The sequence below is a fragment of the Bradyrhizobium liaoningense genome, assembly GCF_018130785.1.
Classification (GTDB): Bacteria; Pseudomonadota; Alphaproteobacteria; order Rhizobiales; family Xanthobacteraceae; genus Bradyrhizobium; species Bradyrhizobium liaoningense_A.
Genome location: NZ_JAFCJT010000031.1, coordinates 49,426 through 66,503, shown reverse-complemented (window position 1 = coordinate 66,503; position 17,078 = coordinate 49,426). Strand labels below are relative to the sequence as shown.

Annotated in this window: 13 protein-coding genes and 1 pseudogene; 1 reads left to right on the top strand and 13 read right to left on the bottom strand. The window is 61.1% G+C overall.

Going from position 1 to position 17,078, the window contains the following annotated elements; translation table 11 throughout:
• Window positions 1–1,191: 1,191 nt before the first annotated feature.
• The 12 genes and pseudogenes from JQ627_RS35085 to JQ627_RS39410 all read right to left on the bottom strand — a co-directional run bounded on the left by JQ627_RS35085 (window position 1,192) and on the right by JQ627_RS39410 (window position 15,044).
• Window positions 1,192–6,726 (bottom strand): ATP-binding sensor histidine kinase, encoded by a 5,535-nt coding sequence (locus JQ627_RS35085; protein WP_212488904.1) that lies wholly within the window; start codon window positions 6,724–6,726, stop codon window positions 1,192–1,194.
• Between the two features lie 225 nt (window positions 6,727–6,951).
• Entirely contained in the window at window positions 6,952–8,811 is a 1,860-nt protein-coding gene (locus tag JQ627_RS35080; protein ID WP_212488903.1) for a DUF3363 domain-containing protein, read from the bottom strand.
• 2 nt (window positions 8,812–8,813) lie between these two features.
• On the bottom strand, window positions 8,814–9,041 hold the full coding sequence (locus tag JQ627_RS35075) for a hypothetical protein (protein ID WP_212488902.1): 228 nt from the start codon (window positions 9,039–9,041) through the stop codon (window positions 8,814–8,816).
• 316 nt (window positions 9,042–9,357) lie between these two features.
• Complete coding sequence (locus tag JQ627_RS35070) at window positions 9,358–10,422, bottom strand: IS110 family transposase (protein WP_212488901.1); 1,065 nt, start codon at window positions 10,420–10,422, stop codon at window positions 9,358–9,360.
• A gap of 199 nt (window positions 10,423–10,621) precedes the next feature.
• Window positions 10,622–11,119, bottom strand: a complete 498-nt coding sequence (locus JQ627_RS35065; RefSeq protein ID WP_312015846.1) for a lytic transglycosylase domain-containing protein — start codon at window positions 11,117–11,119, stop codon at window positions 10,622–10,624.
• Window positions 11,120–11,325: 206 nt separating this feature from the next.
• Window positions 11,326–11,838 carry a S26 family signal peptidase gene (locus tag JQ627_RS35060; RefSeq protein WP_212488899.1) on the bottom strand — a complete coding sequence of 171 codons (513 nt, stop codon included), beginning with the start codon at window positions 11,836–11,838 and terminating at the stop codon, window positions 11,326–11,328.
• Window positions 11,835–12,299: a DUF2840 domain-containing protein gene (locus JQ627_RS35055; protein WP_212488898.1), complete on the bottom strand. Its 465-nt coding sequence runs from the start codon at window positions 12,297–12,299 to the stop codon at window positions 11,835–11,837. Before JQ627_RS35055 ends, JQ627_RS35060 begins: the two co-directional genes overlap by 4 nt.
• 226 nt (window positions 12,300–12,525) lie before the next feature.
• A pseudogene (locus JQ627_RS35050) lies at window positions 12,526–13,408 on the bottom strand (replication initiator protein A).
• 21 nt (window positions 13,409–13,429) lie between these two features.
• Complete coding sequence (locus JQ627_RS35045; RefSeq protein ID WP_212488897.1) at window positions 13,430–13,711, bottom strand: AlpA family transcriptional regulator; 282 nt, start codon at window positions 13,709–13,711, stop codon at window positions 13,430–13,432.
• 132 nt (window positions 13,712–13,843) lie between these two features.
• Window positions 13,844–14,185 carry a DUF2285 domain-containing protein gene (locus JQ627_RS39415; RefSeq protein ID WP_312015845.1) on the bottom strand — a complete coding sequence of 114 codons (342 nt, stop codon included), beginning with the start codon at window positions 14,183–14,185 and terminating at the stop codon, window positions 13,844–13,846.
• 238 nt (window positions 14,186–14,423) lie between these two features.
• Window positions 14,424–14,618, bottom strand: coding sequence for a transcriptional regulator domain-containing protein (locus tag JQ627_RS35035; RefSeq protein ID WP_212488896.1), 195 nt, complete (start codon window positions 14,616–14,618; stop codon window positions 14,424–14,426).
• A gap of 153 nt (window positions 14,619–14,771) precedes the next feature.
• Window positions 14,772–15,044, bottom strand: coding sequence for a DUF2285 domain-containing protein (locus tag JQ627_RS39410; RefSeq protein ID WP_249143653.1), 273 nt, complete (start codon window positions 15,042–15,044; stop codon window positions 14,772–14,774).
• A gap of 110 nt (window positions 15,045–15,154) precedes the next feature.
• Between JQ627_RS39410 and JQ627_RS35030 the strand changes: the two genes are divergently transcribed.
• Window positions 15,155–15,436 (top strand): helix-turn-helix domain-containing protein, encoded by a 282-nt coding sequence (locus JQ627_RS35030; protein WP_212488895.1) that lies wholly within the window; start codon window positions 15,155–15,157, stop codon window positions 15,434–15,436.
• Between the two features lie 206 nt (window positions 15,437–15,642).
• Here JQ627_RS35030 and JQ627_RS35025 read toward each other — a convergent pair whose 3' ends face one another.
• A complete protein-coding gene (locus tag JQ627_RS35025) occupies window positions 15,643–16,671 on the bottom strand; it encodes a DUF932 domain-containing protein (protein ID WP_212488894.1) in 1,029 nt (342 codons plus the stop codon).
• Window positions 16,672–17,078 lie beyond the last annotated feature (407 nt).

The window sequence follows — 17,078 nt, the reverse complement described above, 5'->3', positions numbered from 1 at the left end:
GCGGCACGTCCGCTTCCGCCGAGTGCAGAAATTGGTCCGGGAGGGTCTTCCGATGGTCAAGCTGCGCAATTCTGCTTAGAACTGGGTCCTGCAGCTGGCGATAGGCCGGATGGTTGAGGTTCTTCACCCTGATTCAGGAGCAGCACAATGCGCCCGCGGCCATCAGCGCAGACCGCTTCGATCTGGGAGCCCCGCTTGGGAAGCAGCGAACCCGAGAACCTCGCAATATTGCTCGTATGCCAGCAGATTCGGCCTTTATCGCTGCGCGGCTGGGAGAACCAGGCGACCTTCGCAGCATGGTCGCCGATCGCTATGAGGGACATCCGACTGTTTCGAGTGCGGCGCAAACGGATACCGGAGACATCGCGGAGTGGCACGTCGACCACGCGGCGCACTTGCAGCTGGTTCATCGACTTCACTTTTCTCACCATGGATGAGATCGACGCGGGTCGGTGATGGACTGGGCCCAATGAGAGCTGTCCGCTTCAGGGTTTGCCTTTCGCTAGTTGTCAGTCCTCGTCTTTGATTTGCCCTTCGGCTTATCTCAAACTCCGAGAGGCCCCTTCACGCCGCCAGTAACGCCCCCACGACTCCGCCAACGACGTCGCCGACCGCCCCCCAACCGGTCCCGCCGCCTTGCTCCCTTGCCGCCCTCCTCGCTAGCTCCTTGTTGTGCACCACCGACGACACCCTGCGCATCGGCTACGATTGGCATCGCAACAACGGTCAGAAACAATAATCATCCACGTCCACTTCATGGGTATCTCGAAGAAAATTGTGAAGCAACCAAGATACCAGCTTGCGTGCGCGAAGGGAGCTTTGATCTGGGTCAATGGGGGTAGAGGACTAGGGCTCGGCCGCGGACCAGTGACGCCGCCAAAATGAAACCCGCCGCTCTCACGGCGTAAACGAGATCACACCGGACACCCCCGGTGCGACGTAACGGTTGGAAGGACGGACATCACTTAATGCAGAACCGGTCGCTCCCGGCGATCAGGACAACCCATGGACCAATATTATCGAAATGCGTGCCTTTGACCGGGACGTGATCCGCGGAAGGTATTATGGCCAGCGGTCATGTGAGCCGCACTAACAGGCCCAACACATCACAGCTCCTACCAACGCCGCACGTGAAGATTCTTCTTCCCAACCCGGAGCCGTCCACACATGGCCCGCTGCAGGATGTTCAATTCACGCTGCATGATTTGACTGTGCGGGCAGGGTGAATTGAAAAGTCGCGCCCTGAGGTTGGGCGGCGGTGGCCCACAGTCGTCCCCCATGCGCTTCAATGATGGTGCGGCAGATCGATAGACCCATCCCCAAGCCGCCGGGCTTTGTCGTGTAGAAGGCCTCAAAGATGCGCTCAAGATCAGCTGAACTCAGACCTGGACCCGAATCCCGCACTACGACGAGCACGCCGTCCGGCTCGCCCTTACCAGTGGTGATCACCAACTCTCGCGATCCCTCGCGGACCGAGCTTAATGCTTCGATGTCGTTGATGATCAGGTTCATGATTACTTGTTGCAGCTGGACCCGATCTCCCTGAATGAGCGGCAAACCCTCCACGAGGTGTGACTGCACCGAAATGCCATTCTTCACGATTTCGCCACGGGTCAGGGCGATGACCTCGAGAATTGCTCCGTTGATGTCCACGTCTTCTTTCCGGAGAGGTGCTTTCTTGAAAAGCGCGCGCATGCGGCCGATGACCTCGCTGACGCGATTGCCGTTTGCAAAGATCCGGTTGAGAGCCTGCCGAGCTTTCTCCAGATCTGCCGGTTCTTTGCTCAGCCAGTGCAACGCCGCAGAGGCGTTGTTGAGCGTCGCCCCGATCGGCTGGTTGACTTCATGGGCAATCGAAGCCGAGAGCTGCCCCATTGTTGCGACGCGATTCGCGTGCACGAGCTCCATCTGCACCTCGCTGTAACGCCGCTCGCCTTCGCCAATTTCCTTCTCCGCCCGCTTGCGCTCGGTTAAGTCGACCACGAAGGCCACGCCCTGGTCGTGTCGCCCGCCGAACGTCGCTGCCCCGACCAGCACCGGCACGCGGCTGCCGCTTTTCAGGAAGTACTCCTTCTCGTAGGGTTGCGCGGTTCCGGTCGCCTCCAGCTCCGCCACACGCCGGTCGTCGGCATCGCGCCATTCGGCGGGCGTCAGATCCCGCCAGCGCAGTCGGCCGGAGACGAGATCGTCGCGGCCGTATCCGACGATGCGGAGAAAAGCTTCGTTGGCATCGATGATCCGACCGTCAAGATCCCACACGAAGATGCCGATGATGTTGGCGTCGACCAGGCGCCGGATCTTGGCTTCGCGTTCGGCGAGATCGAGATACAACCGGGTATTCTCCAGCGCGATGGCCGCCTGCGAGGCGAGCAGCTTGAGGAGAGCGATCCGACCCGACGCAAAAGCGCGCGCAGCCAGGTTGTTCTCGAGATAAAGCACGCCGTTGAGCTTGGCCTCGGTGATCAAGGGCAGACCAAGAATGGATCGCGCATGACGCCGATGGATGTAGGGATCCGCCGAAAACGGGTTCTGAGCCGCGGCATCGTCAAGGATGACGCTCTCCCTGGTGTGCAGGACGTAGTGGAGGATTGCTTCCGGCAGCACCGCCGCAGTCGCGGGTTTGTCGCACAGATGCACGGCGACCATGTCGCCGTCGATCGTGGCTTCGGCGGCGATCCGCGGCTCAGCCCCGCTCGACAGGATCAACAGGCCGCGCTCGGCGCCGGCGTGCTCGATCGCGGTTCGCATGACCGTGATGAGCAGTCTCTCCCGCACGATTGTGCCGGAGACCGCCTGCGATAGCTTGATCACCGTCGCGAGGTCGAGTTGCTCGCCAGACGCTGCGATTGTGCTTGTCGGAGCCGGTGCGGGCTCTTCCATTCTGACGCGCGGATACATCGCATCGAGCTGGCGCACCTTGCCGTCCGCGCCCCAGCGCAGGTAGCAGTCGCGGGCGTTTCTCAGATATAGGTGCGCGATTTGCTCGAAGCCGCACGCGGTGTAAAAGCGCGCTGCCAGCTCGTTGGCGAGCGCCTCGTTGTGGACAAACCCGTTTGCCTGTGCCGAAAGGATGGCTTGTTCGTAAAGGTTCATGGCATCGAATGCGCGGCCCTCAATCCGGGCAATCTCCGCACCAACCAACGCAGCGCGGTTCTCGAAGTTTTCCGCACAGTGTTCCGCCCACACTTCGAGTTGCTTGTGGTGGGCCACAAGAGCCTCAAAATGTTGCTGCCTCTCCTCGGGAGGTGCGCGATGGCATGACGCCGCATGAGCAAGCGCATCATAGAAGCTAAACTCCGCCGTTTCGAACATTGACGGTGACGTCCATAACAGCCGTTGCGCCCTCGCTGAGGCCTCTAGGGCGCCTGCGTTGTCACCGGCAAAGAAGCGTGCCTGCATCTTGCGGATCCAGTACAAGCCCTCGGCCAGCGCCAAAGCTGGGTTGTTCAAACCGTGTTCGAAGAGATGCTCATCGAAGCCATCTTCGTCAAATGAGCCAAATGTCGGCGTCAAGCCACGGAGAGTCCGAATCAATCCGACTTGGGTTCGGACGCGGTCAATGGCAAGACGAAACCGCATCTTCAGCGCAAAGGCGAGACCACGCTCGGCTTCGCGTTGCACCTCATCGAGCGGATCGCCCGCCGCGAGAAGGTTTGTGTTCAAGTGGACGTAGCAGGACGCCTCCCAATTGAGATCGCCGCTTTGGTTTGCGGTTTCGAGCGCGCGACGCACCAGATCGCGGCCACTCCGGATATGTCTCGTCCAAGGAATCACCCCACTCCCAAAGTTGAGAAAAATCCTGGTCTGGAAGCGCTTCAGCCCTCGCTTTTCGACCAAATCGTAGCCGAGCTGGCCGAATCGAAATCCGGCCTCGTAGTCACCGAAGCGTGGCCCTGCAACGTAGCCAAGCACTGTATAGGCCACGCTCGATGCGTCACAGTTGCCACTCTCGAGGCTAAGGTTGACTGCCCGGGAGCTGACTAAGGAAAGCAGGTTCGCATCCGTATACAAGGCAGGCGCCTCGAGCTTGGTCAGAACATCGAGGGTTGCGAGGGATGCCGGGTCGCTTAACAAAGGCAGCTCGACAAGCGCCTCGATCGGCCGGTCTCCGAGGATTAACCAGATCCGCTCGTATTCGCGGCGCACTTCCTCTGCCGTCGGATGCGGCAACCACTCGATGCCGAGATGCCGGAGGAAATCGAGACCGACGGCGACCGCGCGGGGGCTCTGATCGAGGGTCACGTACAGATCCACGCGCAGACACGCGACGGTCGCCCGCTCGACCGGATCTGTGGCGTGAGCCGAAAGCGCTTCCAGGCGCTGTTCCGCTTCCGCGAGCGCACCGGTCAGGAACTCGCATTCGGCCCGATTCAACTCCAGCGCGAAGGCAAGATCGCGCCGTCGCACCCAGCAATCCTCCGCCAACAACGCGGCACCGGCGGTGAGATAGTTCAGCGCCGAGACGTACGCCGTTGAGGCTTTGGCGCGCTCGCCCGCGAGCAGATTGAGCGCGGCGAGCTGCTCGCGCTCCTGCATCGAGGTCATTAAGCTCGCCCCACGATTGAGCTGATTGACGATATCGAAGATCGCCTTCTCCGGTTTGTCGCGAGGCGTAAGCGCCGCGAGCAGTCTCCCTGTTCGAAGGTGTACCTCGCCGCGCAGTTCCTCCGGGATAAGGCCATAAGCAGCCTCACGAAAGCGATCGTGGACGAACCGGTAGGCACCCGCCACACGTTCGACAAACTCTTGATGGCGGGCCGGCCACAAAGTCTTGTCGAGCTGCCCCTCCGCAATCCCGAGGACCCTTGAGAGTGTCGTGCTCTCGGCGATGTCCCCAAGACAAGCTAGCTGCTGCAATGCATTCTGCGCCTCGGTCGGCAGGCGCGTGAGCTTCACGACCATAAGATCAACGACGTTGTCGGTGTAGCCCTTGGCGTGAATGCGGTCGATATCCCAGGACCAGCGCGCGCCATCATGATCGAATGTGAGTAATCCTTCCTCGACGAGCGAGGACAGGAACTGAATGGCGAAAAACGGATTGCCGCCGGTCTTCACGTGCACCAGCTTCGCAAGCGGCGCAGCGCGCTCTAACTCGCAGCGAAGAGCGTCCGCAACCAACTGCCCAAGGTGCTCTTGGGCGAGCGGCGACAGCTTGATCTCCGCGACCTTTCCGCCGGCGGCCTTGATGGCGTCGAGCTTTCTCATTAGCGGATGGGCCGCGGCGACTTCGTTGTCGCGATAGGCACCGATCAGCATGAGGTGCTCCAGATCTGGCCGCAGCAGGTCCTCCAGCAGATCAAGCGTCGCCGCGTCGAGCCACTGCAGGTCGTCGAGGAAGAGCGCCAGTGGATGGTTCGGTCGGGCAAATGCGGCAATGAAGCGCCGAAATACGAGCTGAAAACGGCTTTGTGCCTGCTGTGGCGGCAACTCAGGAACCGGTGGCTGGTCTCCGATGATTAGCTTGAGTTCGGGGATGAGGTCGATCATGAGCCGCCCGTTCGGTCCCAGCGCCTCCAGAAGCGAGTGGCGCCAGCTCTCCAACTCGCTGTCGCTCTTGCTGAGGAGAGGCCGGACGAGGCTTCGAAAAGCTTCCACCAGTGTCGCGTAAGGGATATCGCGCTTGTACTGGTCGAACTTTCCGGACGCGAACAGGCCGCGCGGCTGCACCAGCACCTTGTGCAGTTCGTCGACGACTGAGGACTTGCCGATGCCTGAACATCCTGAGACCAGCACCAACTCTGGCACACCGGTCTTGATGATGCGATCGAAGCAGGAAAGCAACGTCGCGATCTCACGATCTCGTCCGTACAGCTTTTCGGGAATCAGCAGCTGGTTTGGGGTGTCCTGCAGGCCGAGCGGGAAGTCATCGATGCGGCGGCGCGCTTCCCATTCCGCCAGGCAGCGTCGCAGATCGCGCTCGACACCGCCGCCGGTCTGGTAACGATCTTCGGATGTCTTGGCGAGCAGTTTCATGATGATCGCCGAGACGGGCACTGGGACATTCTCTAACCGCTCCCCTGGCGGCACTGGCTTTCTGGCAATATGGCAGTGCACCCACTCCATGGGATCGGCCGCCGTGAAGGGCAGAACGCCCGTGAGCATCTGGTACAGCGTGACGCCGAGGGCGTAGAGATCGCTGCGGGCGTCGACCGAGCGGTTCATCCGCCCGGTTTGTTCGGGTGCCATGTAGGCAAGCGTGCCGGCGAGAGTCTCGGGCGGCTCGGGCACCTGCCGCTCGCGCGGTTGACGCGAGGCGATACCAAACCCGGTAAGTTTGACCTTTCCGGTCGTGCGGTTGACGAGGATATTTGCCGGCTTGATGTCCTTATGCACGAGGCCGCGCCGGTGCGCCTGGCCGAGAGCGCTGGCAATGCCGATGGCGAAGCACAAGAAGCGTCCCAGCTCCAGAGGCGCACCGAGCGGCCGATCCAGCGGTTCGCCGCCGGGATCCTCGAGCACCAGCATGGTCCGACCGCCTTCGCGGGTGAGCTCGATTGGTCGTGCCGACCATGCCCCGTCCAGTTCGTCCTTCAATCCGTATTCATGAGCAAGGCGATCGAGGCTGGCGGGGGTCGGGTGCTCCGTGGCGGGCAGAACGACGAGCACCCTGCACCAGTCGCCATCGGCGCTCCGGCGCTCTCCTCGGCGGAAGATGCGGTCGCCGTCCTGCCATAAGACCCCGAAGTTGCGATCCCCATCAGCGTCGAACCGTATCGAAGGATGCATCAGCCTTCCTCCGCCATCAAGCCGGTTACCGCTGTCGGGCTGAGAAGGCGCTGCATCCCGTTGTTTGGCCACACCCGGCTTAAACAGAAAGTTTAGCACACAACGAGACAGGCGACAGCAGCCCCTGCCCCGAGCCGAAGAAGCTCGAAATTTCCAGTATGCTGGCAGCGTTAGACCGTGCCTCTCTCAACCCCCGCTTGGGACCCTGCCGAACCTCGCGTGGGATCAGCGTTTACGTCGGCTGCTTGAGGACAAGGGAACACGTTGTGCTCGCGGTAAGATATTCCGAGTCTGGCCGATCGCGTCAATTGCTGCGCCCTGCACAAAAGTGGTCATTGTCAGAGCGAAGCGGACATAACCGAAATGGGGTGGACGCTGCATGATCTCACCGGGAGTTAGGAGCGGCCGTGCGGTCTCCTGCCGCGAGACCATGAGGTGCCCGAGCCAGGGATTCAGCCGGTGCCCAGCATAGTTCTTCATCGCCCGCATCTCCGTCGCGGTGCCCAGCGCGTCTGAGACCCGCTTTGCGGTCCGCTCGTCGTTGGTCGCGAAGCTGACGCGGACGTGGCAATTACCTACATTGTCCAGCTCGCGCCGGCGCAACGTGTTCAATAGGTCGCGCTGCAGGATGATGCGCTGCCCTTGCCGGCGCGCCAAACCTTCCCGGACCAGATGCTCGGCGCGCGCTTTCATGGCGTCGCGGGTCTCACGGCCGAATCCTCCCATTGCAAGGGGCAACTGATCGCGTTCAACCAGCCGGTGATCGAGCCAGGTCGCGCCCTTCGCCAAGACCTGCTCTCCAAGATCGAGATCGGAACGGGGCGCGAGCACCACGGCCTGCTGCGGATCGTCGCCCTGACCGAAGCGCCGGACTTCGACGATGCCGCCCAGCGGCGGAGAATGCTCAAAGGCCTCGATGCCGCGGAAACGGAGGTGGTGCGCGCGTCCGTCTGTTCCGTCGACTACGGCATAGGCCTCGCCGGTCAGTTCGTCATGCAATCCTCGATCAACCAGCCGTCCCACGATCTGGGACGCTGGCGACCCACCCTCGATGACGTAGTCGGAAATGCCACGTTCTTCTCCACGCTCGGTGAAGGCGCGGTGCATGGTCTTGATGATGTCACCGCGGACCCCGAGGTCGCGCAAGCTGCGCTCGGCCTCGAGCCCGACCATCCACTCCCCAGGTGCTGCTGACGCCGCAAGGCCCATTTTGTCCAAGTGCTGGAGCCGCCCAACCATCAGGCTTCGGATCTCGGGGTTCGAATTGCCGGGACTTTCAGGGCGCAGATCAATGTAGCCGGTCTCATCGGCCGCCAACCGGATCTCGCGATCGAGCCGAGTCCATCGCTCTGCCGTGATTTCCCTCCCCAGCGAATTGCGGATCTCGTGCTCTGGTTTTGGACCCAGTTCGATCGCGACCAATTCCTCGGCGCGTGAGCGCAAGCCCCGACTGATATAGTCCCGGGAGATCACGAGATCAGCGCCCTTATCATCGACGCCCCGGACAAGAAGATGGGCGTGTGGGTTGTCAGTATTCCAGTGATCGACGGCTACCCAATCGAGTCGCGTGCCGAGGTCGGCCTCCATTTGCCGCGCGAGATCGCGAGCGAAGGCCTTGAGGTCGGTCACCTCGCCGGCATCCTCGGGCGAGACGATGAAACGGAAATGATGACGATCGTCCTGACACCGTTCCGCGAAAGCCGCGCCGTCGGCGCGGTCGCTGCTGGCGTCGAACATCTCGGCTCTCTCACCGCTCCGAGTAACGCCATCGCGTTTCAAGTACGAAAGATGGGCGGTCAGCGGCGCCGAGCGGAATGCTCGTCCTTTATGGCGAACAACGCGCGCCTTCACCACAGCTCGCCGCGTCGGGCTGAACAATCTGCTGCGGCTGAACGCGAGCCTGCCGCGGCCAAACGTCGAACGCCCATAGGCCCTGGCACGCTTGCCAGCCGCAGCCTGACCCGAGGTATGGCCAGCTTTCTTCGCGGCACGTAGCACCTGATTGATGAAGCTCTTCGGCTTGGGTGCGCGGGTGCTCCGAATACGCCCGGGTCGAATACGCAGATCACTGTCGCCGACGGCCATGGTCAGCCCTCAAACCGTGCAAGAATGCCCATAGTGCCGAAAATGTCCTTGATTGCATTGTTGAATCTGCAAGGCGCGGCACGCGCCACGACCGACTGGCACGCCAGAACCCAAGCCATGCCAATGGCTTGCGGTTCGACCGGCGAGCCCCTTTTATCTCGCCTTCCTAATCGGGCGTTCAAAGTCAACTCATTCCTACGCTTTTCTTCGACTCTTCGCACTTCAGCCATGACAGACTCCCTGCATCGACAACGCGCACGCGTCACCGCAACGCTTGCGATCAGCATTCACCAAGCGGGGTCCATGCGTTCCTTCGCGTTCAGCACTTCGGCCGTCGCATGCTCTTCATCAGGTTCGTAAACAGGGCTGTCCAAGCAGTCTGGCGCTCTCGTTCCCGAAGGACGGCAGCAGGCAAGAGATAGCGGACATTCCCCGTTTCGCGGCCCCGCCAGGGGACGCTCACCGCGCGCGCGGATCTCTAAATTCGTTCCCTCCTCAGCATGCTGGGAGCAGTCCAGCGCCTTCCTATACTCGTCTACGTAGCTGCTACTGCGCTGGCTTTAGGCGCAGCCGTTGCGTGACCTTGGCACCGAATCCGACGTGGAAATCGGTCTCGCTGACCCACATCCGGTGGAGAATACCCGCGAGCTTTCGTGCGACCGCGGCAATCGCACACAGCATGCTTGACCGCTTGGCGATCCGTAGGCCCCACGCCCGCAATGCCGACCATTTTCTGACCCGCAGCAGCAGACTTGCGGCGGCTTCACACAGCGCCTCCCGCACGGAGATATCGCCTTGCTTGCTGATGCGACCTTCAAAATCGATCGATGTACCGGACTGGTGGCGCTTCGGTGTCAGGCCAAAATGGGCGCCCACCGTGCGGGATCGGGCACAGCGATGAGGGTCATCAACGCCAACCTTGAACGACAAGGCGACGACCGGACCGACGCCCGGAACCGTCATCAGACGCCGGCAAACAGGATCATGCTGGACCACCTGCAGGAGCACACGATGCAGCCGATCGTAGCCCTCGCGGAGCGCGCGGCGTACGTCCAGCATGACCTGGATAGACATCACAAAAATCGGATCGCTGTGCTCGATCAGTTCGCGGACACGGGCCTCAAAGGACCCTCGGGCGACCGCTCCGACGAGCAATCCATAGGCCCGCAGTGCGCCCCGAACATGGTTCTCGAGGTCGATCAGCTTGCGCTTGAGCAGCTTCCGGTTGGTCAACAACGTACGCATTTTCTGCATGTCGATATTCTTGACATGCACGGCGCGGTACCAGCCCAGCCGCATCATCTGCGCGATGCCGCGCGCATCGTTTCGGTCGGTTTTGTTGCGCATTGTCGATAGCGAGACGCGCATATGGCGCGCCTCCACGACAATGATTGGAAGCCCGACTGACTGCAATTCGCGGTACAGCCAGATGCCAAGCGATGACGCCTCGACCCCGACCCTATCGAGGCGATCCGCGTAGCCCTCTACAGCGGAGCGGATCGCCTCCGGCTCCGTGCTGACCTTGATTTCGCGGACCGTAAGACCTTCACTATCGACGATGCAAACGCTGGTTTCTTCAAGGCCGACGTCCAATCCAACGTACAGTTTCATCGGAGCTCTCCCTTGTGGCAACGACCTTCCAAGTCGTTGCACCAGGCTCCGGATTCGGCCACGGCCGTCTTATCCCCGTGCACCGGTATCTCGAAGCCCGATTTGAAGAGCCGTCCTCCCGTCGTGCTTCCCAGCTCTCCCCACGTCTCCGCAGATATCCCCCAACAGCACTCGAACGTTCGCACGATTGCGCAGCGGGTCATCGCCGCTCTCCCGCATCGAGCCTTACGACAAATATCCCGGTTGGCTTCGGAACGATGGCCGACGGCGCGTGCCCCCTTGAAGCGGTGAGTTGCTGTCGCTCGACAGCGACGATGCGGTCAGACTGAGCAGGAAAGATGGACGAAGCTGACCGGTCAAAGAGCTCTCTCAGATATGCTGCGCCGGCCAGAATGTTGTCGTGCGGGTCGTACGGATCATTTCCCAGATCATAGCGCTGGCGAAATTCGGCCCAGGTCGCCGGCATGATTTGCATCAACCCTATTGCGCCCTTACCCGATTTGGCGTGCGCATCTCCATCGCTCTCGATCCGCAGGATTGATTGAATCCACTGCACCGGAATGACAAACCGCTGCGCGGCTTCTCCGATGAAATGCTCGAACAGGCCGGTGGTCTGGCCCCTCGTCGGATGCGCGACCTCTTGCTCATCGGCGCGTACAAAACTGCAGACTATCGACAGAACGAACAGCAGTGGCACGACGGCCCAAACACTCGCTCTCGATAACCCCAAGCATGCCGCCGTGCTCGCGACCGTCCAGGGTAAAGCTGCTTCGCGCCGGCCGTTCGGCCGCCCTGGACCGCCGCTCCGCGCGGCGGCACTGCAATCGCTGGTCGGGACAGAGGAATGGTGCCGCGACTGATCGAACAGAGGAATGACAGATCGAAAGTACGGAAGGGCCACGATCATTCCTCCCAAGTCCACACCGGGCGCGCACGGCCGATCACAGCCGATGCGGGTAGAACGCCGAAGTAGCGGCCATCCAGCGAGTCGTCAGTCTGCCAATTCATGAGAAAGAGCTCACCCTCACCGACGGCTCGGCAACCCTGCCAATTCGGCAGAGGTCGGCCGCGCTCGTCGCGTTCTCGTGCCTCCCCCATGACGACGGTGTCGACCGAGATCGTGACACCCTCTCTGCAAACTGTTTGTCCGGGCAGCGCCAGTACCCGCTTGAGCATGGGGACGCCGATCGGTAGATAGCCGTTCAAATCAAGAAAGGCCGCAAGTGGCTCGGGTGGCTGGAGCGCAACCAACTCCGTAACGTAAAATTCTTCGGCAGACTGCAAGCGGTAGAGCCCAATCGGGACACTCTGCGATGCATTCCAGACGTAGAGCGGGTTTATGTCTGCGATCATCGTTGCGGCAAGCGCAGCCACTCCCGCAGATGTCACGGTCAGCGTCTTCAGGCTCCCCTTCATTTCATGACCCTCTGCCGATGGAGCCAGGCCTGATGACGTGCCTTCGTGTACGAGCGCGGGCTCTCGTTGACCGAGAGATGGTTGTGAACGTGCTGCCAATGATCCGGGGCTACATCCGCAGGATTGACGCCAAGCGCCTCAATGGCATCGATCGCCTGCAGCACCCGCTCGACTTTTTGCCAGCCGGCCAGCCGCAGCAAACTCTCTGCCCCGGGCTTCACATAGGGCACGGTCGAACAGCGTTGCCCCGGTGCGACCGCTCGCAAGACATCGATACGCGAGATGACGGTTCCAAAGTCATTGGACATCCAGCGTACGAATGCAAAGATGCTGCCCGGTGTGAAAGACAGGATTCGCCGCGAACGATCGATCCTCTGCTCCTCAGCGATGCGACCGAAGCGAACGCGATTCTCGATGCGCTTCTCGAGCCACAGCACCTCCACTTGCGTGAGATCGCTCATGCGGCGGCTCCTTCGGTTTGGAGACCACACTGCCGCCGACGAACAAGCCCAGCACAGGTTTTGGAGCGGTCCGTTAGAAGAAATCCGAAGGATTTCCAGTTAGTAAGGTTAGAGCGGCCGGAAAGAGCAGAGAAACAAGCCCTTAAGCCTGATTCCGGTCCCTGATAGCACGAGGATCCGGTCCCCGATGGCACGAGGGTCGTGGTCCCCGATAGCACGAGCTGATTCACAGATTGTCCTCCGAGTTCGAAATGAGACCGCGCTTGCGAAGTCTCGTAGTCAGCGCCTCGACGGCGATGGGCTTGAAGTTCAGCCGTTCAGACCCATTCGGATCGCGCGTGAGGATCAGCTCGTAGCCTGGCAATGTCTGCTGGCTGACCACTTGGCGCACGTCGTATGCGAAGTGTTTGAGCGGGGAGAGGCTGCCGGACTTGGCATGGAGGTGCACAAGGTCAAAAGCTCCAGCCACCATCCTGATGACCGCCGTGCTTGCGGACGAGACGATAAAGCCAGCGCTCAAGGCCGCCCGTCAGATCGAAATAGGCGCGATCAATCGTCAGCACGAGCGCATCATCAATGACGCCGGCATAGAACCAATCCGGCAGGATCAGTTCGAGCCCGAGTGGACGGCCGTTTGCATCGGCTGTCTCCTTCCACTCGTTGATCCACGAGAAACGATGACGCCGCCGCTCAGTCGGCTGACGGATCGACGTCATCACCGTCGTCGACTGCAGCCTGTCGAGACCGGCCTTCAGCCGGTCATAATCTCGCGCACTCGTCCCGCGGCCGACAAATGTCAGAATCTCGTACGGCGTTGCAGCCATTAACCGAGAGGTCTTCAAGCCGGCATCACGAGCCTCGACAATCTGGGATGCAGCCCAGATCAATACGTCAGCATCCCAAATGGTGGCCATGCCGTGCTCAGGCACGGTTTCGACGCGGATGGAGATTGACCCGGCACGAAAATCGATCGGCACAATCCGCTTCGTTTTTGCAAGCGAGAAGAACGGGTATGCCATCAGATCTTGCGCGTCTCGGGGCGCCAGATCGCCGGGCAATGCCCGAAAGAGTTCGAGCTGATCGCGCTCGGAACGGTGCTTGTGTCGCATGATCTTTGCCTCCGACGTGAATCAGCGGCGTTCCTGGCCCGCATATGGGCGCAAGGTCGACTGCTTCTTGGCGGGCAACACCGTCCCCCTGCCGGGATCGGACGTCGACGTCTTGGCGCCCCGATCGGCCCAGGCTTTCAGATCGTCCAAAGCGTAGACGACACGTCCGCCGATCTTCCGATAAGTCGGCCCGGTGCCGTACGTCCGATGCTTCTCAAGCGTGCGACCGGAGAGGCCGAGATAGCGCGCAGCCTCCGGAGTTCGCAGGAAACGCGGTGGTAGGCCGGCCATCGGATCGGGCATTTGAAAGCTCCAGAGTGACGCGCGCCGTGCACGGCGGTGCCGGCGTGTCTGGGGTCATCATGGAGAAGGGCGCTGTCGGAGGGGGATGCCGGAAATTGGAGGCGCGACTTTCGATACCCCCGGAGAGGAGCGCTAAGAGTCTTTGCGCGCCGGTCGCAATAGTTTGCGGTACCCGCCGCGCACCAACGCGGCACCGCTCTGCACCATACGGATAGTCCGGTTGCGCAGATCGTGTGTTTTCCACGCGCGATCCGGGATGTGCTTTTGACCAAAGAGTGTTGCTGCGACGATGCGATAGGGGCCGCCGGCACCATGAGCGTCGAGCGCGCGCAGAGCCGCGCTCAAGCGCTCGCGCTTCTGCTTGGACAGCTCATGAAAGGCCGGGCCCGCCGGCCGCCCGCTTATGGCGCGCCACAACCGTCGTGCTGCGTACGCACGCGCGTCGAAGTCCCTGTCGAACGGCAGCTCGGCCACGTAGAGGGCGCCGACTCTTGGCGGCTCCCTTGACCAGACGCGATGATCGACTGCGCCAATCCGCGGAACCGCGTGCCAACCATCCTCGACGCGGCGCACCTGGCCGGCCGCAAGCTCTAAGGGTCGCGGAGATGCAGCAACTTGATCAAGAGATGGCGGCGCTACTGCGATTGGAACGACTGTCGGGAGAACTTCAGGCGCCCAATAGATGGTCTCTTCCCTGAATGACCGCCGAGGGTCATGGGCAAAAGCAGATACCCCATTTCCTCCTGAATTCGGGCGTCACTTGACCATCCGGGCTGCTGGCAATCATCGCGTCGTAGTCGCGTTGATAGTCCGTATTGCGACGTAGGCATTCCCAGGCGATGTCGGTGATTTCTGCATCATCAAGGCTTCGGTAGGACTCCGGCGAACGCCAGTCGAACTCAGGCATAACTTCAATTCCATTGCACGCAACTAGCTAAGATTGCGGCGCAATAGTTGTGATCGATGCGGTTGTGGGAAGTCCCTATTTGAGCACCACGTGCACCACGGCTCAACCGGAGAAAGGGATTTTCAGCCTAAGCTTTACGGGGATGGTTTTCTTCTAGTTTGTGCCTTTGCCGCGCAAAAGACGCCCCTGTTCGGATACCCACTTAGCGCGAGAAAGATGACTCCGGTAAGCGTTGAGCGCGCGGTCCGGCTCACTGTCCGGATCAAGATGTAAGACTATTCGGGCCACTTCCCGCCAGTCCGCTCCCTCACCTTCGGCCTGCAGAAGCCGAACGTAAGTTACAACATGCTGCTCGTCGTACTCTGTCGGGGTAGCGGCAGTCGGCGCTACATCCGCAACGTCTGGATCCAGAGACGGTGTCTTCATGTATTTTTCAGAACTGCCTAAAAGCTGCACCACGTCTTGCGAGCCAAACTAGCCAAATACATGGGTTATAGCCAGTGGTTTGATGGCCTACAAAATGGCTGCCTCTGCGCATGGACGCTCGTGCGCTCGTGGCCTGGAATGTTCGTCGGATCCGCGTCAATCGCGGTGTCCCTCAGGAACAATTGGCATATGACGCGGGAATCGATCGTTCGTACATGAGTGGCATTGAACGGCAAGCTGAGAACCCCACTATCGATCTGCTTGACCGGCTCGCTAGGGCCCTCGGTGTTCAATTATCGGAGTTCTTCCTTCAGCCTCCTCGGGGAGCAGCGGCGCCAAAAGCATTGCCAAAGGGTCGAAAGCCGATCCGATCACCTCCTAAAAAGAAGTAGCGCCTTCGTAATCTTTTTGACCATTCGGAATGACTGCATGTGCGGGCATTGCTTGCCGTTTTTCTTCCGCGAGTCGGGCCGCAGGCCCGGCGAGTCCCGGACGCGGATATGTGTCCACGCCGCTGATCCGGCTTGCCGGTCGGCGGCGACGCACAACCCCCTGAGAAGAAAGCCGCGCAGCCCTACCGACTGCGCGACTTATCCCATCAGATGGCCCGCTCCATCAAACGCTTTGCCTTGCCTTCCAGTTCAAGGCGCGTGTCCTGATGAGCCTTACCGCGAGCAAATGCGGTAATGCCCTGCACAAAATCAAAGATGCTTTCAGGCTTGCGGCTTTCCTCGCAAAAGACGGTCTCGACGATCTTCGTCGCGTCGGACTTGGAAAACCCCCCCTTACGCAGGAAGTTCTCCCGGTCTTCGTCCGTTCGGGCAACGATCCGCTCCCGCACAGCCTTGATACCCGCCACGAAGGGCGTCGGCGAAGAATTGGCAAAGCGCGTCAACGCTGGAGCAGCTTCATGAGCAAACCGTTGCGCCGCGAACTTCGAATGCCGGATCGTGATTTCCTCGAAACTCTCCACGCCCCACAGGTTACGGTTCATGCAGACGGCGCGGAGGTAGAAGCTCGCAATTCCTAACGTCTTGCTGCCGACCTCGCTATTCCAGCAATAGAATCCCCGGAAATACAAATCCGGTGAACCATCCGCCAAACGCCCCGCTTCGATTGGCTTCGTGTCGTCGACCAGAAACAGGAACACATCGCGATCGCTGGCGTAGAGCGTCGTCGTGTCCTTGGTCACGTCCACAAATGGATTGTGGGTCATGGTTGACCAATCCAGCACGCCCAGGACTTTCCAGCGCGTATCGCCCGTGCCGTTGCCTGCGATCTTCATGACCGCGGCCGCAAGCGCGGCGACGAGCGTGCACAATTGGCCAAAGCTCCAATGTGTCGGCGCCACGGGCTCGTCACGTCCTGGCACCATCAAGGCCAGCCGCTCGGAATTCTCCCGGCTCGCTTCGACCCTGATGGCCCGGCTTTCCACAGTCCGCGCTTGCGCGCGCTCTGCGCGGCCTCGCACTGCCTCATAGAGGTCCGGGAGATTCAGATAGCGTTCGTCATCCGGCCGGGCAAACCACTCGGACGATACCCGGCCGATCCGCTGGCCACGCGATACATCCACCCGGAAGCCCGCGGCGGCAGGCTGTTCGTTCTGAGACGAGGACATCATGTTCATGGTCTTATTCCTTTGAGCTGAGGTTGAAGCGCAGCGCTGCGCTGCAACCCTGCCCGTCGGCGAGACCTGGGGTAGCAAGGGCCAGGGCGGCAGGACCGGAGGGGGATCACCCGCCCAAAGGGGCGCGCTCGTAAGCGCGCGTCTGCACGCGCCCTGACGACCTTGATCGTCAGGAGATCATGGCGCGGAAGACCGGGGATACCGGTCCTGCCGGCGCGCGGCAGCGTGCTTCACCCTTGCCCGCGCGAGGGCGGAGCCCTTAGCAACTCTCTTCAAGAGAAATGCTCTTCCTGCTTCCCTGCAAAGCGGCAAAAGAAACGCAAAAAGCCCCGCCTCCAGAGGAGGCGGGGCCAAGGATCCCGGGAGGATCAGTTGCCGTTGCGGCGAGACCAGATCAGTAGGCCGCC